The 24,519-nt window shown below is 65.2% G+C and carries 23 protein-coding genes; 12 read left to right on the plus strand and 11 right to left on the minus strand.

The genetic code is table 11. The annotated features are described in order from the left end of the window. Positions 1-5: 5 nt before the first annotated feature. The gene (locus ABQF30_RS13640; protein ID WP_448464458.1) at positions 6-143 is read right to left on the minus strand and encodes a hypothetical protein; all 138 of its coding nucleotides are present in this window, start codon (positions 141-143) and stop codon (positions 6-8) included. Positions 144-245: 102 nt separating this feature from the next. Between ABQF30_RS13640 and ABQF30_RS13645 the strand changes: the two genes are divergently transcribed. Next, the gene (locus tag ABQF30_RS13645) at positions 246-1,094 is read left to right on the plus strand and encodes an LmeA family phospholipid-binding protein (protein WP_448464460.1); all 849 of its coding nucleotides are present in this window, start codon (positions 246-248) and stop codon (positions 1,092-1,094) included. On the opposite strand, the gene ABQF30_RS13650 is transcribed toward ABQF30_RS13645, so the two are convergent. After that, the gene (locus ABQF30_RS13650; protein ID WP_448464462.1) at positions 1,095-2,633 is read right to left on the minus strand and encodes a PucR family transcriptional regulator; all 1,539 of its coding nucleotides are present in this window, start codon (positions 2,631-2,633) and stop codon (positions 1,095-1,097) included. Between the two features lie 150 nt (positions 2,634-2,783). Here ABQF30_RS13650 and ABQF30_RS13655 point away from each other — a divergent pair, with 150 nt between their 5' ends. Together ABQF30_RS13655 and ABQF30_RS13660 are read left to right on the plus strand one after the other, a co-directional pair. Then, a complete protein-coding gene (locus ABQF30_RS13655; RefSeq protein ID WP_448464464.1) occupies positions 2,784-4,214 on the plus strand; it encodes a cytosine permease in 1,431 nt (476 codons plus the stop codon). Then, a complete protein-coding gene (locus ABQF30_RS13660) occupies positions 4,211-5,737 on the plus strand; it encodes an amidohydrolase family protein (RefSeq protein ID WP_448464466.1) in 1,527 nt (508 codons plus the stop codon). The genes ABQF30_RS13655 and ABQF30_RS13660 overlap by 4 nt, the downstream gene beginning before the upstream one ends. On the opposite strand, the gene ABQF30_RS13665 is transcribed toward ABQF30_RS13660, so the two are convergent. Continuing rightward, complete coding sequence (locus ABQF30_RS13665) at positions 5,730-6,791, minus strand: T6SS phospholipase effector Tle1-like catalytic domain-containing protein (protein ID WP_448464468.1); 1,062 nt, start codon at positions 6,789-6,791, stop codon at positions 5,730-5,732. The two genes, ABQF30_RS13660 and ABQF30_RS13665, sit on opposite strands and share 8 nt — an antisense overlap. 646 nt (positions 6,792-7,437) lie before the next feature. Here ABQF30_RS13665 and ABQF30_RS13670 point away from each other — a divergent pair. The 6 genes from ABQF30_RS13670 (at position 7,438) to ABQF30_RS13695 (ending at position 14,037) form a co-directional block, all read left to right on the plus strand. Further along, the gene (locus tag ABQF30_RS13670; RefSeq protein WP_448464470.1) at positions 7,438-10,056 is read left to right on the plus strand and encodes a sensor histidine kinase; all 2,619 of its coding nucleotides are present in this window, start codon (positions 7,438-7,440) and stop codon (positions 10,054-10,056) included. Further along, the gene (locus tag ABQF30_RS13675; protein WP_448464472.1) at positions 10,053-10,499 is read left to right on the plus strand and encodes a roadblock/LC7 domain-containing protein; all 447 of its coding nucleotides are present in this window, start codon (positions 10,053-10,055) and stop codon (positions 10,497-10,499) included. The genes ABQF30_RS13670 and ABQF30_RS13675 overlap by 4 nt, the downstream gene beginning before the upstream one ends. After that, on the plus strand, positions 10,496-10,873 hold the full coding sequence (locus tag ABQF30_RS13680) for a DUF742 domain-containing protein (RefSeq protein WP_448464474.1): 378 nt from the start codon (positions 10,496-10,498) through the stop codon (positions 10,871-10,873). Before ABQF30_RS13675 ends, ABQF30_RS13680 begins: the two co-directional genes overlap by 4 nt. After that, on the plus strand, positions 10,854-11,438 hold the full coding sequence (locus tag ABQF30_RS13685) for a GTP-binding protein (protein ID WP_448464476.1): 585 nt from the start codon (positions 10,854-10,856) through the stop codon (positions 11,436-11,438). Before ABQF30_RS13680 ends, ABQF30_RS13685 begins: the two co-directional genes overlap by 20 nt. A 14-nt stretch (positions 11,439-11,452) precedes the next feature. After that, a complete protein-coding gene (locus ABQF30_RS13690) occupies positions 11,453-12,238 on the plus strand; it encodes an MHYT domain-containing protein (RefSeq protein WP_448464478.1) in 786 nt (261 codons plus the stop codon). Between the two features lie 506 nt (positions 12,239-12,744). Continuing rightward, on the plus strand, positions 12,745-14,037 hold the full coding sequence (locus ABQF30_RS13695; protein ID WP_448464480.1) for a hypothetical protein: 1,293 nt from the start codon (positions 12,745-12,747) through the stop codon (positions 14,035-14,037). Between the two features lie 124 nt (positions 14,038-14,161). Here the strand turns inward: ABQF30_RS13695 and ABQF30_RS13700 are convergent, their stop codons facing one another. The 5 genes from ABQF30_RS13700 to ABQF30_RS13720 form a co-directional block, all read right to left on the minus strand. Then, positions 14,162-15,100 (minus strand): type IV toxin-antitoxin system AbiEi family antitoxin domain-containing protein, encoded by a 939-nt coding sequence (locus ABQF30_RS13700; protein ID WP_448464482.1) that lies wholly within the window; start codon positions 15,098-15,100, stop codon positions 14,162-14,164. Positions 15,101-15,350: 250 nt separating this feature from the next. Further along, positions 15,351-15,836 carry an SRPBCC family protein gene (locus tag ABQF30_RS13705; RefSeq protein WP_448464484.1) on the minus strand — a complete coding sequence of 162 codons (486 nt, stop codon included), beginning with the start codon at positions 15,834-15,836 and terminating at the stop codon, positions 15,351-15,353. Positions 15,837-15,838: 2 nt separating this feature from the next. Beyond that, positions 15,839-16,180: an ArsR/SmtB family transcription factor gene (locus tag ABQF30_RS13710; RefSeq protein WP_448464486.1), complete on the minus strand. Its 342-nt coding sequence runs from the start codon at positions 16,178-16,180 to the stop codon at positions 15,839-15,841. A gap of 59 nt (positions 16,181-16,239) precedes the next feature. Further along, complete coding sequence (locus ABQF30_RS13715) at positions 16,240-17,688, minus strand: GntP family permease (protein ID WP_448464488.1); 1,449 nt, start codon at positions 17,686-17,688, stop codon at positions 16,240-16,242. A 90-nt stretch (positions 17,689-17,778) separates the two neighbouring features. Beyond that, positions 17,779-18,285, minus strand: coding sequence for a gluconokinase (locus tag ABQF30_RS13720; RefSeq protein WP_448464490.1), 507 nt, complete (start codon positions 18,283-18,285; stop codon positions 17,779-17,781). A 123-nt stretch (positions 18,286-18,408) separates the two neighbouring features. Between ABQF30_RS13720 and ABQF30_RS13725 the strand changes: the two genes are divergently transcribed. Beyond that, positions 18,409-19,131 (plus strand): FadR/GntR family transcriptional regulator, encoded by a 723-nt coding sequence (locus ABQF30_RS13725; protein ID WP_448464492.1) that lies wholly within the window; start codon positions 18,409-18,411, stop codon positions 19,129-19,131. A 12-nt stretch (positions 19,132-19,143) separates the two neighbouring features. Here ABQF30_RS13725 and ABQF30_RS13730 read toward each other — a convergent pair whose 3' ends face one another. Further along, positions 19,144-19,644 (minus strand): cupin domain-containing protein, encoded by a 501-nt coding sequence (locus ABQF30_RS13730; protein WP_448464494.1) that lies wholly within the window; start codon positions 19,642-19,644, stop codon positions 19,144-19,146. Positions 19,645-19,769: 125 nt separating this feature from the next. On the opposite strand from ABQF30_RS13730, the gene ABQF30_RS13735 reads away from it, so the two are divergent. After that, complete coding sequence (locus tag ABQF30_RS13735; protein WP_448464496.1) at positions 19,770-20,669, plus strand: LysR family transcriptional regulator; 900 nt, start codon at positions 19,770-19,772, stop codon at positions 20,667-20,669. 86 nt (positions 20,670-20,755) lie between these two features. After that, positions 20,756-21,763 carry a sugar-binding transcriptional regulator gene (locus ABQF30_RS13740; RefSeq protein ID WP_448464498.1) on the plus strand — a complete coding sequence of 336 codons (1,008 nt, stop codon included), beginning with the start codon at positions 20,756-20,758 and terminating at the stop codon, positions 21,761-21,763. Here ABQF30_RS13740 and ABQF30_RS13745 read toward each other — a convergent pair. Next, positions 21,684-23,018 (minus strand): MFS transporter, encoded by a 1,335-nt coding sequence (locus ABQF30_RS13745; RefSeq protein ID WP_448464500.1) that lies wholly within the window; start codon positions 23,016-23,018, stop codon positions 21,684-21,686. The two genes, ABQF30_RS13740 and ABQF30_RS13745, sit on opposite strands and share 80 nt — an antisense overlap. Next, entirely contained in the window at positions 23,015-24,409 is a 1,395-nt protein-coding gene (locus ABQF30_RS13750) for an FAD-dependent oxidoreductase (protein ID WP_448464502.1), read from the minus strand. The genes ABQF30_RS13745 and ABQF30_RS13750 overlap by 4 nt, the downstream gene beginning before the upstream one ends. Positions 24,410-24,519 lie beyond the last annotated feature (110 nt).

Consider the following 24,519-nt stretch of genomic DNA (forward strand, 5'->3'; position numbering starts at 1 on the left):
GTCGCTCAGTCGCGGTCGTCGGGCTCGGTGAGCTCGGGTGCATTCTCCCGCGTCGCCATGCCGCCTTCGCGGCCGTGATCCGCGGGGCCCGGTCGCCCGCCTTTCGGTTCCTCGCCTTGTTCGTCCTGTGTTTTCTTGGCCATGGCGCGCTCCTTCCACCCGCGATGTATACCCGGACCGGGCGCTTCTTCAACCGATGCGGCCGGCGCGCCGCACAGCCGGCCAGGTGAGGCAGAATCGGGCGGGTGACCAACCCGCCGTGGGGACATCAACCCACGAGCCGACCCGGCAGTGCGCCTTCGCCGTTCGACGACGCCACGATCCAATTTCCCCGCACCGCCGCAGCTCCTCCCGAGCCTGCGCCGCGGCGTACGCACCGCGGGCTCAAGGTCGTGCTGATCGCCGCGCTCGCCCTGATCTTGGTCCTGGCCGGTCTGGGGGCAGCTGAGTGGTACGCCCGGAACCGCGCCGAAAGCGTCGTCTCAGCGACGATGGAGTGTCTGATGGGAGACACGGCGACGGTCTCGCTACCCGCGATGCCGCCGTTCCTTTGGCAGCACCTGACCGGCAACTACACCACCATGGACATTCACACGGCCGGGCAGCAGATCCGCGAAGCCAAGGGTATGCAGTTCGACATCACCATCCGCGATCTGCGGCTCGAGGACGGCGTCGGTAGTGGTGGCACGATGCGGTCACTCGACGCAAACGTCACCTGGAGTTCCGAAGGCATCAAAGAATCCCTTCAATCGGCGATCCCCCTTCTGGGCCAACTGATCAACGACGTGACCACCAACCCCGACGACGGCACGCTGGAACTCGAAAGCCTCCTGGCCAACGTGACGGTGAAACCGAAGGTCAGCGAACAGGGCGGTATCGGGTTGGACATCGTCGACACCACCGGACCCGGAGTGATTGCTGTCAGCGATCTACAGCCCATGCTCGATGCGTTTCTGGCGAGCCAGACCGACAACTTCCCCATGGGCGTGCACGCCGGCGACGTCGACGTCACGGAAACCGGTGTGGCAGCCCATTTTTCGACTGACAACGCCACCATGCCCGCCGGTGGGGAAGACGACTGCTTCGCGAAGTGACTACCCGGTTGAACTGTCGTTGCCGCGTCGATACCGCACCGCCGCCAGTTCGACCGCCACCAACAGCGCGCCCGTCGATCCGGTGGCGTCGCCGATCGGCCGGCCGAGGATCTTCTCTATTCGATGGAGGCGCTGGTACATCGTCTGCCGGTGAATGTTCAGCTTCTTGGCAGCCGCCGCCCGCGACCCGGTTCGAAACAGCACGGTCAGCGTTGTGAGTAGTTCGGCGGATCGATCGACGATCAGCATCGGGCCCAACACTGATCGCAGGAATCGGTCCACTGCAGCCGAATCGACTGTTGAAAGCAGATGATCGATTGCGACGTCCCGGGCAAGGCCGACGAATTCGGACTCAGTGGACAGTAGTGCCGCCGTTGCAGCTGTCGCCATCTTCTCGGCCAGGTCGGGGAGGTCGCGGGTGGGCTCGGCTACGCCGATCCGCAACGCGCGCGGGAGCGGCGACGAATACAGCGAAGCGACGAGTCCGTCTGTCACCGAAGCGGCGTCCTCGCGACCGTCGAACCGCACGATCGAGCGGTGCCGTCCGTCGCGGATCTCCGAGAGCACGGGCCGATCGTCGCGGCGCAGCACCGCAGAGAGTTCCGCGACCTGCAACGGCCCGTCGACGCTGAGCGCCACCACACCGACGTACCAACCGCCGGGTGCGAACCCCAGCTCGCGAGCGGTGCGCCGCAAGGCCGCCTCAGTGTCGGCGCGCAGTGCGGGTGGGCGGCCAGTGTCCTCGGCGAGGGCCATTAGCCTGAACACTTCGCGCAGATGCTGATCCGAGCGCGTCAGGGGTCGCCAGCGCAGCAGAGCCAACGCAAGCGACTCCGGTGCGCGCCGACAAACGGCAGTGACCATCTGCAAGTCCACGCCGGCGCGCGGCAGCACTTCGAGCGTCGCGATAGTGACACCGGCGGACTCGATCGCCGCGACGTGGGCGTAACTGCGCGGGCGGGGGTCACCAACCTCCACCGATGCCAACACAGCGCCCGACACGGATCGCACCGCGATCGAGCAACCACTGAGCGCGCTGAGCCTCGACACCATGTCATCGAGGTCGCCCTGCGCTGCCAGAACCCCGGCGAGCATGTGTGTGACCTCGTCGTTGAACTGCAGCGCGCGGACCGACTCGTTGACCAACCGGCTGTTGATGGCTCGGGTGACCTCAACGAATCGCACCACTTCGGTCAGCTCGATCAGCGGGAAGTCACGGGCGTTCGCCCGTGCCACCAGTGCGGCGGGCAGTGGCCCGACGCGTGGACGCTCGACGGCCAGACCGGCCGCCCCCGCGTCGGCGAGCGAATCGATGTAGGCGTGCAATTGGGAGGGCGTGGAGTCACCCAGGATCACACCGGCCACCAACAGCAATTCGCCGCCGCTGAGCAGCTCTGCGATATCGAGGACCTCACTGGTGTGCACCCACCGGATCGCGGTGTCCAACCGGCTCCAGCCGGCCAGGACCTGCGGTCGCGCCGCCGACAGCGCCGGGTCGTCGAGGACCTCCCGCAGGCTCAGCGACGTCGTCGAGGGCAACACTGAGACCTCTCGGTTGTATGTGCGAACTGTATATAGACCCCGGAAAGTTGTAGACCGAATGTCTATCACCGATTCTGGGTTGGTGCGCGCAGGATTGACTAGCGCACCGTCGCGCCCCTGTGCCTGCGCCCGAAGAACGGAACCGTCATGTCGGCTGTCACCACCGGGGAACCCATCCCCGGCACCACTGAGCATTTGGAGTCCGAGCTCACCGTCATCCCCGAATCCAGCAGGACCACCGACGTGCGTGGCCAGTTCTGGATCTGGGCGGGCGCCAACATCGCGCCCATCAACTGGGTCCTGGGCGCGCTTGGGGTTTCGATGGGCCTTGGACTGTTCGAGACCATCGCGGTGCTGGCGGTCGGCAACGCCATCGGCATGTCGCTGTTCGGTTTGTTTGTGGTGATCGGGCAGCGCACCGGTGTGACCGGAATGGTGTTGTCCCGGGCGGTGTTCGGACGCCGGGGTGCCTACGTGCCCGCGGCAGTGCAGGCTCTGGTGTGCATGGGGTGGTGCGCGGTCAACACCTGGATCGTCCTGGATCTGGTGATGGCGCTGCTGGGCCGCATCGGTCTGGTCGATCCGGACAACGCCGAGCATGGGGCACGAATCGCGGTGGCGGCGATCATCATGGTCATCCAGGTGGTCATCGCCTGGTTCGGCTACCGGGTGATCGCGGCGTTCGAACGCTGGACCGTTCCTCCGACGGTCGCCGTCCTGGTGGCGATGACAGGTGTCGCGTGGTTCGCTCTCGACGTCGACTGGGGGTACGCGGGCGATGCAACGCTGACGGCGGGAGAGCACATCGCTGCCCTGAGCGCGGTGATGACTGCGATCGGAATCGGTTGGGGCATTACCTGGTTGGGCTATGCAGGCGACTATTCGCGGTTCGTGTCCACCTCGGTTCCGGCACGCAAGCTATTCTTCGCCAGTGCGTTGGGGCAGTTCATCCCCGTGGTCTGGCTCGGTGCTCTCGGTGCGACGCTGGCTACGCTGAGTTCATCATCTGACCCCGGCGAAATCATCGTCGACGCCTACGGCGTACTTGCTATCCCGGTGCTATTACTGGTCGTTCACGGACCGTTGGCAACCAATATTCTCAACATCTACACCTGCACCGTCTCCACTCAGGCGCTTGACATCCGCGTCGACCGTCGGGTGCTCAACCTTGTGATCGGCGCGGTGGCAATGGCAGTGGTCGTGGTGTTCGTCCTCAACGGTGACTTCGCCGCGACCATCGACGCCTGGCTTATCGGCATCGTCGGCTGGCTGTCACCGTGGGCCGCCGTGATGCTGGTGCACTGGTTCTTCGTCGCGCGCCAGCAGGTGGATGCCCACGCGCTCGTGGCGCCACCCGGAGCCGGCCTACTGCCGGCGGTACGGCCGACAGCCCTTGTCGCACTCGGCGTCGGCATTGTCTTCACCTGGCTGTTCATGTACGGGATGACACCGCTGCTGCAGGGTCCGGCGGCCGCCGCGCTCGGCGGCGTGGATCTCTCCTGGCTGGCAGGCAGCATCACCGCGGGTGTCAGCTACATCGCCCTGGAGTCGATCAACCGCCGGCGGGTGCAGCAGTGACTGCGGCCTATCTGATCGACGGGGCGACGGTCCTGACCATGGACCACGCCACATGCGCCAGTCCCGTCACTCGTTCCATACGGATACGTGACGGCGAAATCATCGAGATCGCAGCAACTCTCGACAAGCAGCCCGGCGACATTGTGCTGAATGGTCGGGACCGCCTCGTCGTGCCCGGATACGTCAACGCGCACACCCATTCCTGGGAGGCGTTGTTCCGGGCACGGCTGGACAACCTGCCCCTCGAGCACTGGATGCTGCTGTCGTACCCGGTACTGGGTCTGGCGCCACTGTCGCCGGACCTCATCCGGCTACGTTCCCAGCTGGTGGCCATCGAATCCCTGCGTAACGGTGTCACCACTCTCGTCGACGATGTGCTGGAGATTCCGGGACAGACCGAGGACCAACTCGCGGCGGTGTTCGAGGCATACCGCGACATCGGCATCCGGGGCAACATTTCCGGCCACGTGATGGATCGACCGTTCGTCGACCACTTCCCTTTCCTGGCCGACGCATTGGACCCGGACGCGCGCCGCGAGCTCGATGCTTTGGCGGTCGTTCAAGGCGACGAGTATCTCTCCTACGCCAGGGCGTCGGCGGAGCGGTACGCCGACTATGCCGACGGGCGCTTGCGGTTCATGCTGGGCCCGTCGGCCCCGCAACGCTGTACCCCCGAGCTTTTGGTCGGCATCGACGACATCGCCAAGGCGTACGACCTGGAGTACCACATCCACGTGCTCGAGACGCGAACCCAGGCGGTGACCGCCGCCGAGTTCTACGGCAAAACGATGGTCGAGTATCTCCACGCGCTCGGGGTGCTGGGTGAGCGCGTGACGATGGCGCACGGAATCTGGCTGACGGACTCCGACGTGGAGGTTCTCGCCGACACGGGAACCTCGGTGTCCCACAACCCCATTTCCAACCTCAAGCTCGGCTCCGGTATCGCGCCGTGGCGCAAATACCTCGACGCCGGGGTGAATCTAGGAATCGGTACCGACGGCATGTCGAGCAGTGACACCGCGCGGATGTCCGAGGCGGTCAAGGCAGCCGCGCTGCTGCACAAGGTCACCGGACCCGACTATCGGCAGTGGCCGACTGCACAGGAGGTGCTGACCGCCGGAACCCTCGGCGGCGCTCGGTCAGCGCGACTCGGGGACACCGTCGGCAGTGTCGAGGTGGGCAAGCGCGCCGACCTGGTGTTCTACGACATGAACTCTCTCGCGTTTACCCCTCGCAACAAGCCCGAGCTGCACCTGGTCTATTCGGAAAACGGATCATCGATCGACACCGTGATGATCGATGGCCGAATCGTGTTGCAGGACAAGAAGTTGACAACAATCGACGAACGCTCCGTGCTCGAAGAACTCCAGGCGCGCGGACCTGAACTACGCCAGTGGCAAGACCACCTGGAGAAGCTCAATCGCACCCTGCTGCCGGCGTTCGATCGCCAGTACGCCGATGGCATGTCCAGTGCGGTTTCCGTCGACCGCTACAGCGGCCGGGGAGAGTGCTGGGTCAACTGATGTCATCGGGGCGGGCATGAAGCGTCTGCCACTCAGGGTCGACCCACGTCACGCCCTCGGCGAATCGCTGCTCGTACTTCTTTGTGAAGTCTGCTCGCTCGCGGACGCTTGAGTGCACGCGCGCCCCCTTTGGAATGGGCCTGCGGCGGTAGCCGAGGAACACCCAGATCCATCCCATCCGGTGCACGCGGCCGTCGGCCTTGAGGTCGTCGAACGCGCGCTTGTAGGCCCCACGCTTCAAGATCAAGCCCGCCGGTATCGCTCCGTCCAGCATCCACTTCAACGCGATCGTCGGAAGCGTCGGATCGTCATCGAAGGTGCCGCCGACATCGGAGTGCACGCCAGCGAACCAGGCCTCGTCGGTCTCGGGAAACGGGCCCTTGTCCGGCCGCTCGACCACATATTCGCGGTACGGGTAGCGCTTCTCGTCGATCGAGATCGCGTGCCGAACGGTCTTGGCATTACGGAGTGTTCGCGTGTACGGCCAGCGCAACTTCCACCGCAGGAACCCTGCCGCCTTGACCGAGTCCCAGATCCCCACGAAGTGGACGGGCATGCGTGTCGGGAAAGCGACGGTTTGTGCGAACAGCTGGGCGAACTTGCCTTGCTGGGCCCAGTCGTCGTCGGAGCGATCCTTGCTTCGCGTGTAGATCGACACCGCATACGGGACGAGGTTCTCGCAGCCCGGGCGCAGGATGCCGAACCCGTCGAGCATCCCGCACAGCGCGCGCGCCGTGTAGGCCCCTCGGCTGAAGCCGAAGATGAAGATCTGGTCGTCGGGCTCGTAGGTGCGCACAAGGTACGAGTACGCCTCCGCGAGGTTTGCCTTGAGGCCGGATCCGAACGCGAGGCCGAAGACCTTCGACAGCCACCGGGCCACCGGTGTCCACGCCGCACTCGAGCTGAAGGTTCCGACGCCCGGGTCGTAGTACGCCACCTGCTTGGCCGGGTCCCCGAGTTGCAACATCCCGTAGAGGAGCACGACGTTCGTGTTGCCCCTGGCTTTGAGCTGATTCCCCGTGCCGTCAAGGCAGATGACGATGTTCTTCGGCACTTCGACCTCCTTGGCCCACCGTTGATCATCACCTGAGAAGGTTGAGGTGGGCGGGTTTCCGCACCGACGGGATCCGCCCGCACTGGCCATGCCCAAGCGAGCAACAAACGTCGACATTGACCGCTTGGCCGACTAACAACGTTGCGTTCGGCGCACGTGAAGTCACGACTGCTGCCCGGCTGGCGTCGGCAAGGCCGAGGGGAGGTGCGGGATCGTGATCCGCAGGCCGCTCCTGAGGGCGCCGTTCTTCGGCTGGCGAGTTCGGTTTCCTTGTCCCTCGAACCGAAAGCCAAGACCGTCATATCCCCTGGTTAACGCGTGTTTTCAAACGCCGGCCCTCCTCCGCAACATGCCGCTGAGGCAGGTCCGAGTCATCAGGCGCATCGAGCAGACCCCCGCACGACGACGCATTGGGATCGCGGGAGGCAACTGAATCCGTAGGTCGGGTGGCGGCAACAATCGCAACATCCTCTTAGATTGCTGGAAAACCCGCACGTTAACGCGTTGCACACATGCCGCTGCAGCGCCAGCGAACCCGCCGTCGTTCGCCCCGTCGATGCAGAATTGTTATCAGTCATTTACCATCTGCGGTGGCCGAGGTTCTCCTACCTGTACGTCAATAAGCTCGGCGAAGGGTGGTGCGGCCGTGGATGCGAAAGATCCGAATATCGGTGACCATGCGCGTCCGACCGTGTCGCGGGCGTCGGTGGAAGGGTGGCCGCTGCGATGGAAAGTCGCGGCGACCTTGATCCTGCCCATCTTGCTCGCTGCGACGTTCGGCGCGGTCCGGATCTACAACGAACTGACGGCGGCATCAAGACTCAGCGTCGCTTCCGACAACGCCGTGATCGTGGTGCCTGCGGTCGAGCTGGTGGACCGGCTCGACGGGCTCGCATACGCCGCCGCCTCGGGGGCGCCGATCGAGGAACCGCTCGCGCAGTTCGACGCGAGCGCGGCAGACCTGGCGTCGCTGGTCACATCCGCCGAGTTCGACCCGTCGGTCGCGGCAAAGCTGACGACAGCCTCCTCGACCGCCACCGCGTTGCGTGACGAGATCAGCTCCGGGCGGGTACCCCAGCCGGAAATCGCCGAGCGAGCGCAGGATGTGGCGGCCGGCGTCGCCTCGGCGATCGCGACCACCACAGCGACAGTCGACGACGGCGCCGTGCGCCCGTACGCGGACCGGCTCCTGGACGCCCTAGCCGCCCAACGGGCGCTGACAACCCAGCGGGTGCTGGTAACCACGCCGGGTTTCGTCGATTCCGTCGAGCTGCGGACCGAGGCGGCAGATGCGGCCGGCGCCGAAGGAGCGGCGATCGATCGGCTCGCACAGCCGGCGGCCACGGATGAAGCCACATCGTTGCGCGAGGCGTCCGACGTTCGTCGCGACGCCTACACCCGATCGCTGAGCGAATCCGTGCACGGCCCCGAGTTCAGAAGCGCGATGCAGACGAGCGTCGAACAGTATCGCGCGATGACCGAACAGCTGTCCGCCGATCTCGACCGCACACTGCATGCCCGAGCCAACACACTGCGGTCCGACGGCCTCCGCGACACCGCGATCATCCTCGGCGCGGTGCTGGCCGCGCTCGTCTTTGCACTCGCGGTCGGCCGGTCGCTCATCCAGTCGATCGGTCGCCTGCGCCGCGGCGCGCTGCAGGTCGCGCAAGTTGAGCTGCCCGAGGAGATCGATCGCCTCAGCAAGGGCGGAGGCATGCCGGAGATCACCGCGCTGCCCGTCCATACGAATGAAGAGGTAGGGCAGCTGGCGCGCGCGATCGACGACATCCACGCCCAGGCGGTCCGCCTCGCCAGCGAGCATGGCGTCCGCCTGCAGATCGGCGACATGTTCGAAACCCTCTCCCGACGAAGCAGGTCGCTCGTCGAAGAGCAGCTTGCCCTGATCGAGACTCTTGAGCTCGACGAGGACGATCCGGTCCGGCTCGATCACCTCTTCCGGCTCGATCACCTCGCGACGCGCATGCGCCGCAATGGCGACAACCTGCTGGTGCTTGCCGACACGGTCGAACGCCACCGCATGTCAGCGCCCGTTCCGCTGCCGGACGTGCTGCGCGCGGCGATGTCCGAAGTCGAGGAGTACCGCCGGGTCCAGGTCGGCCCCGTCGTCGACGTCTCGATCGTCGGCTCAGCGGCCGGCGATGTCGGCCACCTGATCGCTGAGCTGCTCGACAACGCGCTGCGCTACTCACCGCCGGAATCGCCGGTATTGGTGACGGTCGGGCGCGCGGTCGACGCCGGACTTCTGGTCGAGGTGGCAGACCGCGGGCTCGGCATGCCCAAGGAGGACTTGCGCGCGACGAATGAACGGCTCGCACTCGGTGGCGAGGTCACCTCCGAGACCGCCAAACGCATGGGTCTGTTCGTCGTCGGTCGGCTTGCGCGACGCCATGAGGCGACGGTGCGACTGCGCACCACCAGCGGGCTGACCGATCGGCCCGGTGTGACGGCGAGTGTGCACCTGCCCGGCGCGCTGATCGCCCCGCCGACGGAAATCGTCGATGCACTCGGCGACCCGCATGCCGGTTCGTTTGCAGACGCGCCGCTTCGGTCCATCGAGGACCGGCGGGTATCAGAGCCTGCGTTCGGAGACCTCGAGGTTCCGGTCGCGACACCGCCGCAGGCTACAGATGCGTTGGTCCACTCCACCCGCAATGGCAGCACGCTGCCGAAGCGGTCGCCCGGGGCGAGCGGGGTCAACGGCGTGCCTGTTCCCGCGAACGGGATGGCACCGCCGGTTCCGGAGGAGGCGCGACCGAATCCGCTTTCCTACTTCACCGCGTCAAAGCCGCCTCAGCCGACGCCCTCGCCTTCGCCGGCGTCGCCTTCACCTGAGCCCGCGTCGCCTGAGCCGGCACCGGCCATCGAACCCGCGCGGCTGGACATCGAGTCCGAGAGTTGGGAAAGCGCGCCGATCTTCGAGCGGATGACGTCCGAATGGCTCATGGATCCGGTGGCACGAGAATCGCGTGACAAGATCTGGTCGAGCTCCACCGACGCCCTCTGGGCCGCCGCCGCGAAGGCCGCCGAGCAGGAGCCGAAACGACGCACCGAATCCGGGCTGCCGATCCGAGAACGCGGCGCACGGCTGGTGCCGGAAGATACAAGATCAGAATCGGACACCAGGGCGGAGGCAGGCCATGATCCCGCGGCGATCCGAGACATCCTGAGCCGACAACTGGCCGGCGTTCGCAGGGGCCGGGCCGAAACCGACGCAGCACACCGCCGAATCGAAGGAGACCGATGAACACCGGCACGCAACCACACGCTGGGTCGGCTGGCTCTGCTCCTGCGAGCAAGCGCACCCTCGACTGGTTTGTGTCCAACTTCGTCCGCGATGTGCCGGGCGTGACGCATGCGATTCTCGTGTCGGCTGACGGCCTGCTGATGGCGTCGAACTCACACCTTCCGGCCGATCGCGCAGAGCAATTGGCTGCCGTGACATCTGGTTTGGCGAGCCTGTCGACCGGCGCGGCCCGGTTGTTCGAGGCCGGGAACGTTCGTCAATCGATCGTCGAGATGGACGATGGTTTCCTGCTTTTGATGGGCGTCGGAAACGGGTCGTATCTCGCTACGCTGGCGTCGGTCTCGTGCGATATCGGTCAGGTCGGGTACGAGATGGCGTTGCTCGTCGACCGGGTCGGCAAGACCGTCGAGGCGGCCCCGCGCGGCGCGCAGGGAGTTCGATGACGCTCAGTATGAACCGGCCCGAGCAGAAGCAATCAGCCAATCGCGCCCGGCCATACACGCTGACGGGCGGGCGAACCCGGGCCCCGATCGAGATTCCGATCGAAGCTTCGGTGGAGGCCCTGGCGTCGAGCGACGAGTTGGACTGTGCGCCAGGGGATGTCCCCGCTGTCATCGTCCGGTTGTGCAGCGACCGGCCGTCGATCGCCGAGATCTCGGCCTACGCCGGTCTGCCCATCGGGGTGACCAGGGTGCTCGTGGGGGATCTGGTCGAGAGCGGCCATCTTCGGGTTCACGCCACGCTGACCGACCGTTCGACCGCGACGGAGCGGCGCCGACTGATCGAAAGGACCCTCAGTGGATTACGCGCACTCTGACTCCGGCGCCACGGTGTCGTCGACGAAGATCGTGATTGCCGGCGGCTTCGGCGTCGGCAAGACCACGTTCGTCGGTGCCGTGTCGGAGATCGTGCCGTTGCGCACCGAGGCCCTCGTCACGACCGCCTCTCAGGGCCACGACGACCTTGAGGCCACTCCCGGCAAGGACACCACCACGGTTGCAATGGATTTCGGCCGGATCACAATCGCGAGCGACCTCGTGCTATACCTGTTCGGCACACCGGGGCAACGCCGGTTCTGGTTCATGTGGGATGACCTGGTCCGCGGTGCGATCGGCGCCGTGGTGATGGTCGACACCCGCAGGCTTGAGGACAGCTTCGCGGCCGTCGACTTCTTCGAGGCGCGAAGCCTACCGTTCCTGGTCGCGGTCAACGAGTTCGACGACGCGCCGACCCACGCCGTGGAAGATCTGCGCGAGGCGCTGGCCGTGTCCCCCAACGTACCCATCATCAGCGTCGATGCGCGGCAACGCGATTCGGCGAAGAACGCGCTGATCGCGATCACCTCCTACGCGCTGGATCGTCTGCCGACGACCGTGCCCTGATCCAAGGAATAGTCATGAACCATCACGTGCACCACTTCGACATGGGCCTCTGGCTGCTGTTTCTGGCGTACATCGTCTCGGTGACCGGCTCAGTTGTCGGTTTGGCATGCACCCGCTGCGGGGCCCGAGCGGCCGACGAACGCGACCGGCTGCGGTGGCTTCTCGTGGCGTCGATTGCCATCGGCGGGGTCGGGATCTGGCTCATGCATTTCATCGCGATGCTCGGCTTCGCGATCCCGAACAGCGTGGTCCGGTACCACCTCGGGTGGACGGTAGCCTCTGCGGCACTGGCGATCTCGGCGGTGTTCGCCGGGCTTGTCACCATCGGCCGTACCTTCGATCTGCGCCGGCTCATCGCCGGCGGCGTGATCACCGGCCTGGCAGTCGCCATGATGCACTACACCGGCATGTGGGCCATGCAGATTCAGGGCACGATCTCCTACGACAAACTCCTTGTCGCGCTGTCGTTTGTGATCGCAGTGGTCGCGGCGACCGCCGCGCTGTGGTTCACGCTCGTCCTCAAGACACGAGTGCTGCGATTCGGTGCGGGGCTCGTGATGGGCGTCGCCGTCGTCGGCATGCACTACACGGGCATGGCCGCGGTCCGGGTTACCGTCGATCGCACTGTGCCGGTACCGGCCGGGCCCGAGGTGTTCTCGTTCCTGTTCCCGGTCTTCGTGATCGGCCTGCTTGCGCTCGTCGTCCCGATCACCGCCGTCATGCTCGCGCCCGAACGCGGCGCCGGCGGAGACGAATCCGAATCGCGGCCCGTTGCTTCTGCAACCGGGCGACATCGCTGAACCCGACGTAGCCAAAACCCCTGACTGACATCACCTGATGTCATATATTGAGCCGGCGTGTGTTCGCGGCGGCTGGCACTCCCGTCATCGGCGGATCCGGACATCACCGTGGAATGTCAAGGGGGACATTGGTAATGGTGGATGCTCCGAGCTGCCCGCAGCACGACAGACGGATACCACTCCGATACGGCCTGGCCGTCGTAGCGGTCGGCATCGGGATCGCAGGCGCCAGTGGGCAAGCGGTGGCGTGGGCGGACCCCGGCCACTCCGATTCATCGGGCAAGTCATCGAGTCAGACCAGTTCGGAGACTGCCAAAGGCCCCAAGAAGTCGACCGACGGCCACGGCAAACGTCACCGCCCGTCGTCGTCGGCGACGAAGCCGCGGGACTCTGCGACGGACGCATCTGAACGATCCGCGGCCGACAAGCCGAGCGCTCGGGTTCGCACACGTGAGACGGCAACGACCAAAACCGTTCCATCTCACCCGGCGGCGAAGCGCCTGGGGATGCTGACCCCACGCGCGGAACGCGGCTTCGCGAAAGCGCAGGCGGTGGCGGAGCGCGAGATCACCAGGCCCGACACCGTTGCCGTCACACAAACCGCGCCCGGGATCGCTGCGGCAACGACCTCCTCCACCACCAACGTCGCTCCCAGCGAGCCCGAGCCGCTGTCGCCGATCGCTGAGATCGTCGCTCTGCCCGGACGCGTCGTCAATACCGTGCTGCAAGCGCTGGACATCACCTCCTCCGCCGACGGCCCGACCAGCCCGCTCAACTTCGCACCCATCAACGACGCCTTGTTCGCGGCGTTCCGGGAAGCCGAAGAGAAGTTGGGGCTCACCAAACCCCCCGCCGTGCAACATGTCCCGCCGGCACTGGACTACACGGGCCCCACCACGGGCAAGACCCCGACGGTGTCCCAGTTCCTCAACGCCGCGACCGCCGCGTACGTGCTCGGCGGTACCCCGGGCGACTTGAAACCGTTCACGGTCGACGGCAAGCAGATGGAGTCCACGAATGTGCTGACCGGCATGTCCGGCAAGGCGTGGGTGACCCCGGAGGGCCAGATCATCATCGCCTACCAGGGCACCACCGGCGGCACGAACCTGCTGTTCAACCCGCTGATCGCAGTCTCGCAGGTGATCACCGACGTGCAGGTGATCTTCACCGACACCACCCCACAGGCCTTCATCGATGCGCTGGACTTCCAGCGGCAGGTGGAAGCCGCGGCCATCGCGCAGGGTTACCGCAGGGAAGACATCTACCTCACCGGCCACTCGCTCGGCGGGTGGGAGGCGTCATACGTCGCTCAACAAACCGGCCTGGGAGGCATCGCATTTGAGAGCCCCGGCCTCAACACCTCGGTGCCCGGCAACGGCGCCAACTCCGGATTCGTCAACGTCCTGACCTACGGCGACGTGGCGGGCTATTTCTCCACCGACCTGCCGGGACTGCAGCCGTTCATGCCGGAGTATGTGCCCGGCGGAGGAAGCAAGCCGCACTACGGCTCGATCGTAATGATCGGCGATCCCGACGCCGCCATACCGTTGATGAACGCGTCGGCGCTGTGGGGTACGAGCCCCGTCGGAAGCGCGATCTTCCTGGCGGACGTCCTGGGCAACTTCCTCCAGTACCACCTGCCCGGCGTTCAGGCCTACCACCTGGGCGTCACCCCGGACCCTGGCGTGGTGCCGTGGCTCGGATCGCCGATGGGGCCGGTCAACGCCGACTACGCGGACATGACGATTCCGGAACTGCAGTACGCGGCCTCACAGGCGGGCACGCTGATCACGCCATAGGGGTTGTCCACCAGTCTGCGGTACAAGCGCCGATTCAGGGCTTCGCATAGGGCGATCCATCGTTAAGCCTAGGAATCCAGCCACTATGTGGCTGCCACCCTAGGCATTAACGTTTAGCATTCGCTCAGGCGGCGCGGTCGAGCATTGTGAACTCGCAGCCCGGCCCACACATGCGGCCATTCACCGCGATCCCGTGACGCCACAAGACGTGAGCCACCTTCGCGGCGGTCCGACATGGTCGGTCGAAAACCTGCCGGTACGAGAGCCTTACGGTCGATCTGCCGTCGACTGCAGCATCGAGGTCACGCTCGAAATCCGCATCGCGCTTGGTCGCAGAGTCGTGGAACATCCGGCCGTCCAATTCGACCACGAGCCGTCCGCCGTACTCCGTATCGCGGTAGCAGACGCCCACAGATGTCGTCGAACGTTGTTGCCGCGTGGCGCGGGGCAACCCATGCGGGCGCTCCACGCGATTGAGGTACCCGTGCTCGAGGACTGAGCAGGTTCCGTCGGCGATGTCGACCAGGACCGCCCGCAGCCAGCGGCGACCGCGAACGCGCTTGCGCGCATCAAGAGCTCGCAGCAGGTGTCCTGCGGTGGTGCGCCGGGACTGACACGCGTCGGCCAACACCGCGATAGCGTCGAGTTCATTGGTCGCCCGGCACGCGACGTCAAGCGCGGCTTCGTCGTAACGCATCCTCGGCGGACCGACGTTCCATAGCACCCGCCCCTCGAGGTACGCCAGATGGTGAATGCTGACACCCGCGGGCTCGACCAACATGGCTCTGCGCCGACAGACGGCGACATGGATTGGGGAACCTTCATCACGCAAGGCCGATTCGAAGCACAGTGCCGCAGGAGCCGCGTAAAGCACAGCGGCCCAAGCCCGTTGCAACCAGGTCAGAGGCCCGGTGTGATCGACGTACACGCCGTCGTGGACCCGCGCCCACGCGTTGCGCCTGATCATTCGCCTGAGGTCATGCTGTTGCATGCCCAGATCCATTGCCTGTCGACGCGAGATGATCCCGGACTGCTGACGCAGGATGTGGGCTGTGATTTCCACAGCATCGATGATCGTATGCGCGCGCCGCGTCCACCAGAGCTCGATGACGATCTGTGGATAACACGCTACGCCGAGGGATTCAGCCACTATTGAGCAGTAATCCTAGGCGATAACACTTTTCGGCCGCGGGAGACTTCAGCGAGTCGCGCTCGTAGCGTGATGGCGAAGAACTCGTCTCAGACCGCCACGCCAGCCCTGCAAGCACAACCCGATCCTGGGCGGTGAGTGCAGGTTTCCGGCGCGGCAACGATCAGGAGGCGATCAAGTCGTCGATCTGGTTGATCGCCGACGACGCCCCCTCGACCACACCCATGTCCAGCACCTGCTGAAGTGCCTCGGCGGATTCGTAGGTGCTGACGTAGGTCGCGCGCGTGCCGCCGTCGTGCTCGGCAAAGGCGTACACATTCCTGGAGACCGGCATGTCCGGGTTCGGCTTGAGGTCCTCGTCGGCGAAGCCGTCGACGAATGAGAAGCTCGTCGGCTCGTCGACGGCGGTGATCTCCCAGTAGCCGGCGTGCTTGTCGCCTTCCGGACCGGTCATGACGTAGGTCATGCGGCCGCCGGGCGTGAAGTCGTGGTCGACCACGGTCGCCGGGTAAGTCGGTGGGCCCCAGACTTTTTCGAGCTGACGCGGGTCGGCGTAGACCTGCCAGATTCGCGTCACCGGCGCGGCGAAGTCCGCGGTGATCGTCAGAGTCAGGTTGTCGATGTCGTGTTGTACGTCGGTCACGGGCATGGTCAGACCTCCTTGGTTGGATCGGATGAGATGAGTTCGTCGATGCGGGCGATGCGACCACGCCAAACCTGTTCCAGCTCAGTCAACATGGACGCCACCGACCGCACCGCCGCCACGTCACCGCTGGCCAACTGCTCACGACCACTGCGTCGCTTGACGAGCAGGCCGGCCTTCTCCAGCACGGCGACGTGCTTTTGCACTGCGGCGAAGCTCATTTCGTACTTCTCCGCGAGCACTGAGACTGAGTGCTCGCCGGCCAACACCCGGCGCATGATGTCACGCCTGGTCCGGTCGGCGAGTGCGTGGAACAGGGCATCCGCCCTGTCCTCGTCAGCCTCGGTCACGAGACCAACATACAACCAACTGGTTGTAGGTTGTCAAGACCCCTTCGCAGCGCTACCCGTCAACCCACCAACCAGAGCACCACGCTGAGCGCGAACGCGCTCAGGCCGAGTGTCGTCTCCAGCACCGTCCAGGTCTTGAGCGTCGTCTTCACGTCCATGCCGAAGAACCGACTGACCAACCAGAAGCCCGAGTCGTTGACATGCGAAAGGACTGTGGCGCCGGCGGCGATGGCCATGACCAGTGCGGTGAGTTGCAGATTGCTCAGGCCGGCGTCGGCGACCGCCGCGGCCAGTAGACCAGCTGTCGTCGTCAACGCGACAGTCGCCGAACCCTGCGCGACCCGGAGCAATGTCGCGATGAGGAACGCCTGCAGGATCAGGGAGATCCCGAGGTTCGACAACGATCCGCTCAACGCATCCCCGATACCGCTCAACCGCAGCACGCCGCCGAACATGCCGCCTGCGCCGGTGATCAGGATGACCGCGCAGATCGGTCCGAGGGCCTTGTCGAGGATCGTGCTGACATCCGCCATCGAGCCTTGGCGCAGGCCGAGCACGAAGACCGCAACGATCACCGTGATGAGCAGGGCGACACTTGTGTTGCCGAGCAGACGCAGGAACTGCGCCCAGGTGGCGTCCTCCTCGATCACGCCCGCGGTCATGAGCGTGTTGAGCACGGTGTTGAACGAGATCAAGACGAACGGCAGCAGCAGCACTCCGAGCACCGTGGCGAACGACGGAGCTGTGCGGGGCTTGGTCTCGACGGCCTGACCGCCGCCTCCGCCGGCGGTAGCGGTGTCGTCGCCGGCCGGGTCAACGGTGTCGCGGCCATCGTTGATCTCGCCGAACAATGCCGTCGGGATGTCGACGTACACCCGGTGCCCGATGACCCGGGAAACGAGATACGCACCGACGTACCAGGACACGATCGCGACGGGGACGCCCACCAGCAGTGTCAGCCCGATGCTCGCACCCAGTAATTCGGCTGCCGCGACCGGTCCGGGATGTGGCGGCACCAACGCGTGCATGGCGGCGAAGGCACCGGCGGCGGGCAGCGCGTAGAGCAGCACCGACCCGCCGAACCGTCGCGCGACGGTGATGATGATCGGCAGAAACACGACCAGACCTGCGTCGAAGAAGATCGGGAAGCCGAACAGCAACGCCGCAATGCCGAGCGCCAACGGTGCCCGCTTCTCACCGAAGCGATTGATCAGAGTGTCGGCGAGCACCTGGGCACCGCCGGTGACCTCCAGGAGTCGGCCGATCATCACGCCGAAACCGACGAGGAGGGCGACCGATCCGAGAGTATTGGAGAAACCGAACGCCAGGGCATCCGGGATGTCCCCGACGGGAATGCCGGCCGCCAGCGCCGTCAGCAAGCTCACCAATACCAGTGCGACGAAGGCATGCAACTTCACCTTCATGATCAGGAACAGCAGTATCGCGACTGCCGCCGCTGCGATCAGCAATAGCGTTGTGGCGCCATATGCCGGCTCAATTGCTTCCACGAGGCCTCCGAACTGTCAGTGCCCGGCCTTTGCCGGGCGTTGTGCGATCTGTGAATCGAGGTTGATGAATCGGCTTGCCGAACCGGCGGGTCATCGGTTCTCTTGCCCGGAATCGATTGAGTCGACGTAGGTTTGGATGATGGAATCGATGTCCTGATCGACATCGATGATGGTGCCACGCTCGTCGGGTTCGAGCGGCTCGAGCGTGTCGAACTGTGAGGCCAGCAGCGCTGCCGGCATGAAATGTCCCGGCCGGCTCGCCTGCCGTCGGCCGATGACCTCTAGCGACCCGGCCAGATGGAGGAACTCGACGTCGGCGCGGTGCCGCCGCAGCTGGTCACGGTACTTGCGCTTGAGGGCCGAGCAACTCATCACGCCGCCGGCCTGCCGCGCCGCGAGCCACTCCCCGATGGCGTCCAGCCATGGGTAGCGGTCGTCGTCGTTGAGAGCGTGACCGGCCGTCATCTTGGCGATGTTGGCCGGCGGGTGAAAGTCGTCCGCGTCGGCGAACGGCACGCGCAGACGCTGGGCGAGGGCGGCTCCGACGGTCGACTTGCCAGAGCCGGAAACTCCCATGACGACGATGGGTGACTGCATCTACTCCACCTACCCAGTTGTGTTTGGCATCACACAGCTTGCCGTAATAGGCATACGATTGCAAGGAGACTCTGTGAAGATATGTCTTTATAGGGCAGATCGCAGCTATGACAGGATGTCACCATGTCGGATCGACCAAACGTCAGTGCTCTGCACGACAGTTTGCTCACCGCCTTGGGCACCGCGATCGTGTCCGGGAAGTACAAACCCGGCCAGGTGTTGACGCTCGACGGAGTGGGCGCCGAGCACGGTCTGTCCCGTAGCGTCGCCCGCGAGGCGATCCGCGTGCTGGAATCGATGGGCATGGTGGAGTCGCGGCGTCGAGTCGGCATCACGATTCGATCGGCGGAGCACTGGAACGTCTTCGATCCCCGGCTGATCCGCTGGCGGCTCGAGTCGAGTGATCGTGCTGCCCAACTGGTTTCACTATCGGAACTTCGGCGCGGATTTGAGCCGGCTGCGGCGGCACTGGCTGCGAAGCGGGCCGACGCACATCAGTGTCGGATCATGGCGGCCGCGGTTTCCGACATGGTGATTCACGGACGCTCCGGTGACCTGGAAGCATATTTGTTGGCGGACAAGGTGTTTCACCAAACCCTGCTCGAGGCGAGCGGCAACGAGATGTTTCGCGCCTTGAACGCCATGGTTGCCGAGGTGCTCACCGGCCGCACACATCACGGCATGATGCCTGCGATCCCGAACCCGGCTGCCATCGAACTGCACGACGACGTCGCGCGCGCGATCAGGACCGGTGACGAGACCGCAGCCGAACGTGCCATGCGCGCGATCATCGACGAGTCCGAATCGGCCATAGCAGACGAGTTCTCGACGTCCCCTCCGAAGTAGGCCGAGGGTGGCCTAGGGCGCGGGCGGCGGGGCGAGGATGGTGATGCCGTGGCGGGCGGCTGTTTCGGTCAGTGCGGCAAGGTCCGGCGGTACGGCGGGTTCGGGAGGCAGAGTCAGCGCCCGGGCGGGCTCGCCGACCTCGGCTTCGAACTGCTCGAATCCGCCGGGGTTGTGCAAGGTGAGAAAGCGCGCCTGCGCTGAAGTGACTACATACGCGTGGCGAAGACCTTTCGGCAACACCGCAACAGTTCCGGGTCCGACGTTATGTTCGTCGTCGCCGACAATGACCCGCAGTGCGCCGTCGAGCACCACCAAGGTCTCGTCCTCATGGTCGTGGATATGAACGGGACTGGCGTTGCCGCGCGGGGCGAGATTGTCGGTCAAAGAGAAAGCCCCGCCGGTCTGCTCGCCGCTGAGGCGCACCTGGGACAACACACCAAGGAACCAGATAGCTGTCTGGGTGTCCTGCCTGGAGATCACCCCACCGGTCACGGGCGCGATGTGCTCAATCATGGCTTCGACCCCTTCCTGGCCGTGGCTATGGGGGTACGTCGTACTCGCAGCCCCAATCTTCAGGTAACCACTCTTGAATCGATGATGTCCAAGGACTATTTGGTATGGATTGATAACCTGCCTGCATGGATGTGGATGCGCGATTGTGGCGATCGTTCGCCGCTGTGGCCGACGAGCTCCACTACGGCCGCGCCGCCGCCCGCTTGTCCATCACGCAGCCCGCGCTGTCGCGGCAGATCCGAGACCTGGAACGAACTCTGGGTGTCAGGTTGTTCGACCGAACCAGCCGACGGGTCGCACTGAGCCAGGCCGGCCAGGCAGTGCTCGATCAGGTGCGCCACGCACTCGTCGAGTCCGACCGCGCCGTCCGGCTGGCCAGGCTCGCGGCCCAGGGCGACTGGGGCGAGCTGTCCCTCTCGGCCCTCCCATCGGTCACGCTGTCGCTCCTGCCCGCGATCATCCGGGCCCACCGCGAAACCCACCCGGCGATCGGGGTCCGGATCAGCGAGAGCTTCGATGACGAACAGCTGGCGGCACTGACAAGGGGCCGGATCGATGCAGGATTCTTGCGTGCGACCGCGGCGCCGCCGGGCATCGAGCTGGAGACGCTGCTCTCCGAGCCACTGCTGGCCGGCGTTCCCGCCGACCACCGACTCGCTCTCCGCGACCAGATCGCGCTTTCTGAACTGGCCGAGGAGCCCTTCGTATTCTTCCCACGCCATCGCTCGGTGCTCGCGTACGACGAGTTCATCGCCTCGTGTCGCGCCGCCGGCTTCAGCCCGACCATCGTCCAAGAAGCCAGTGGCCTCGCCGCCCTCGGCTTGGTCGCCGCAGGCCTGGGCGTAACGGTCGTAGCTGCCTCGTACCGGTCGGTGTCCCTGACCGGTGTGCAGTTCGTCCGCGTCATCGGCCACCACCTGAGCCTCCAATTGGCCTGGTCGGCGGACAACACCAACCCCGCCCTTCCCGCCTTCCTCGAAACCGCCCGCCAGATCTCCATGCAACACACCCATGATCTGGCGTAGACACCCTCGCAGGGACCGCTGAGCAGGAGTGCTCGTGCCTGACATCCTGGCCTTGAGTGGACGGACGACCGTGAGCGAGGGAGTCGATGGCTGAAGACCACCAGACCGACCATCATCTTGATCATCGAGTCGATGAGGCGTTGCGGGTGGCGCAACGCTATTACCTGCACGGCGTGACGATGGACGTCATTGCCCGGCAGATGGGTACGTCGCGCTCTACCGTCTCGCGCTTGCTGCAGTATGCCCGCGATTCCGGCCTGGTGGAGATTCGGATCATGCCTCCGGATTCCCGGGCCCATCCGCTCGAGCAGTCGCTCGCCGAAACCTTCGGGCTACGAGCTCATGTCGCGCATGTGCCGTCGACGGCAACCACGGTCGAGCGGCTCGAACGGACGGCCGTCGAGGCCGCCCGACTGCTCCATTCAATTTTCGAATCCGACATGACCATCGCGATCTCCTGGGGAACGATGGTGAACGCCATCAGCGAATGCCTGATCCCCAAGGTCACGACCAACTGCCAGTTCGTCCAACTGAACGGGATGGGCTTCTCCCGGACGACTGGTGGACACTATGCGAATTCGATCATGGCCCGGTTCGGTGAGGCGTTCTCCGGTTATGTGCGGCAGTTCCCGGTGCCGGTCTTCTTCGATCGGGCTGAGACCAAAGTGGCTCTGCTAGAAGAGCGCAGCATCAAGAGCATCATCTCCTTGCACCACGGCGCCGACGCCGTCCTGTTCAACGTCGGCACCGTCACCGAGGGGGTCCCAAGCAGCCCCTACCTGAACGGGTACTTCCTCGACGACACCGACTTCGCCGCGCTCGCTGCCGACGGTGCCGTCGGCGACATCGCCACGAGCTACCTCCGGCAGGACGGAAGCCACTCCGGGATCGGCTTGAACGCGCGCACGTCAGGCCCCGACTTGGGCAAGCTCCGGACCGTGAAACACAGGATCTGCGCTGTGTCGGGCGATCACAAGATCGACGCCTTGGATGCTGCGCTCGCCGGCGGATACATCACCGAGTTGGTGATCGACGAGCTGACTGCAGGTCTTCTTCTCGACCGGCATCGGGGCGCGGCGGCGCTTCATCGATGAACGAGATGTCGCGCCCATCCTTGGTCTGGGATGCACCGAAGATGGCGATGACACACATGATCACCATCACCGATGAGATTGCCCAGGTGCCGTCGGTACGCGAGGTCAGGAAGGCAGCGATGAACGGCAAGGTGCCGCCGGCCAGGGCAGCGGAAAGCTCACGGCAGAAGGCGATTCCGGTGTAGCGCACCTTGGTGTCGAACTGCTCGGCCAGCATCGCCGCCTGAGATCCCAGCATCAGATCGTTGGCGAAGGTGAGCACCACGACCATCGCGAGCCAAACCGCCAAGGCATTGCCGGTGTCCATGAGCCAGAACATCGGGAAGGCGGCGACCGCACACAACACTGCACCACTTATGAAGACTTGTTGGCGGCCAAGGCGATCGGACAGCCAACCGGACAACGGCAGGGTGACCAGCTTGATCGTATTGGCGATCATCAGCCCGACCGTTCCGACCGCAGCAGCCATCCCGACGTTGTCGGTGATGTAAGTCAGTGCGTAGACGCTCGGGACGTACGTCGCGACGTTGGGTCCGATGCTGAGCAGGAAGCCGAACAGCAGGGGCTTGGGTGCCGTCTTCACCACGGTGATCAACGGGGCGATCTGCTGCTCGCCTTTCTCGGCCACGTTCTTCTCGAAAGCCGGTGTCTCGTCGACGCGGAACCGGATGTAGAGACCGACCGGCAGGATCAAAATGCTGACCAGGAAAGGAATCCGCCATCCCCACGACAGGAAGGCATCCTCGGGAAGCCAGGTGAAGGGCGTGAAGACCAACGCCGCCAGGATGACGCCGAGCGCGTTGCCGGTCGGCGGGATGGCAGCGAAGAAGCCCCGTCGCCCGGGCGGCGCATGTTCGGCGGCCATCAGCGAACCGCCGGCGTATTCCGCGCCGGCGCCGAGACCCTGGAAGATCCGCAGCAGCACCAGGAGCGCCGGTGCGGCGACCCCGATCGAGCCATAGGACGGGATCAATCCGATCAGCGTGGACGAAACCGCCATCACGATCAGCGTGATCATCAGAATCAGCCGACGACCGTACCGATCACCGAAGTGGCCGAACAACAGACCGCCGACCGGCCGCGCGAAGAAGCCGACCGCGAAGGTCGCCAGCGATGCGAGCGTTCCGACCGCAGGATCGCTGTCCGGGAAGAAGACCCGGCCGAAGACCAATGCCGACGCGGTGCCGTACAGCATGAAGTCGTACCACTCCAGTGCCGTGCCGACGGTGCTGGCCGAGACGACCCGGCGGATCACCGTACGGCCTCGGTTTCGAAGGCGGGACCGAGATAGGCACCTTGGGCGAGAAGTTGATCTTGCAACTTGGTCACGTCGATGGCACGTGGCTGGACGTTCCGGGCCACCGCCTGGGCGGCGGCCGTACCGGCGGCTTCACCCATGGCGAAGGACGGCGGCATGACCCGCACGGCGGCCAGAGCCTCGTGGGTGGCCGAGATGCAGCGGCCCGACATCAGCACGCCGTCAAGGGATTCGGGCACCAGACTGCGATAGGGGATCTCGTAGATATTCGCGGTGGCGGGAATGTCGTCGTTGAACGGACCCGCGGTGCTGACCGGACTGTGGATGTCGACCGGGTAGCCGGCGACCGCAATGACGTCGGGGAAATGGTGACCCTCGACCAACTCGTCGAGGGTCAGGACGTGCTCGCCGACGATGCGTCGGCTCTCCCGGACACCGATCGTGGCCGCGGTGTCCAGGAGCGTGCAGTTCTCCATGCCGGGAAGCTCGGCGCGGAAGAAGCGCATCAGCTCCAAAACCTGATCGCGAGCAGTCAACTCGGCCCGGGTCAGGTCGTCGACGTTGGTGCCGTCGACGCCGAGCACACGGGTGGTGTTGATCCGCCACACCCCGGACTCCAAGGTCTTGAAGAGCTGCACACCTCGGCGCGGTAGGTCATACGTCCCGTCGCGCTGGACCTGTTCGACGATGCCCTGGAAGGGGAAGTAGTCCTCAGGATGCTCGCGTCGGTGGCGCTCCACGGCGGCGTCGTCGACGCCGGCGACCCGGAAGAACAGGGTCATCGGCTGGACCTCGCCGTCCTCGGGACGGCCGTACTCGAATTTGGCGTCACCTCGGGCCGCGACATCGCCGTCGCCGGAACAATCGATGATCACCGACGCGGGTATCAGGCCGAGCCCGCTCTTGCTGGCCGTGATCACCCCCGTCGCGGCGCCGTCTTCAACCTTGGTGTCGACGACGAAGCTGTGCAGCACAAGGTCGACGCCGGCCTCACGGCACATCTGGAGCGCCACCACCTTGGCAACTTCCGGGTCGAATGGAGTAACTGCCTCATGGCCGAACACCATGAAACCCGAATACTGGCTACCCGACTTGGTTTTCGAGGGATGCACCGCACCGCCCTGACATTCCATCCGGCGGACGAACTCGTCGAATATGCCACGCACCAACTGAACCTTGCCGTCGAGCGAGAACGACGTCATGCAGGGGCCGACCAGACCGGCGGTCAGATTGCCACCCAGGAATCCGAACCGCTCGATCATCCGAACCGACGCGCCGTTGCGCGCCGCCGCGATGGCTGCCCCCAAACCGGACGGGCCACTGCCGACGACGAGTACGTCGGTTGGGCGTGCGATCGGGACATCGCATGAGTAACGAGCAGATGCCAACGCCAACTCCTTTGTTGGTCTCAAACCTGAAGGTCGATCAACTACAGCGAAGCGTGCACGCCCGGTCAATGGGTTTGCACATACGTGCACAATGCGCATCGGCCCAACCT

Source organism: Mycolicibacterium sp. XJ870, from assembly GCF_053483975.1.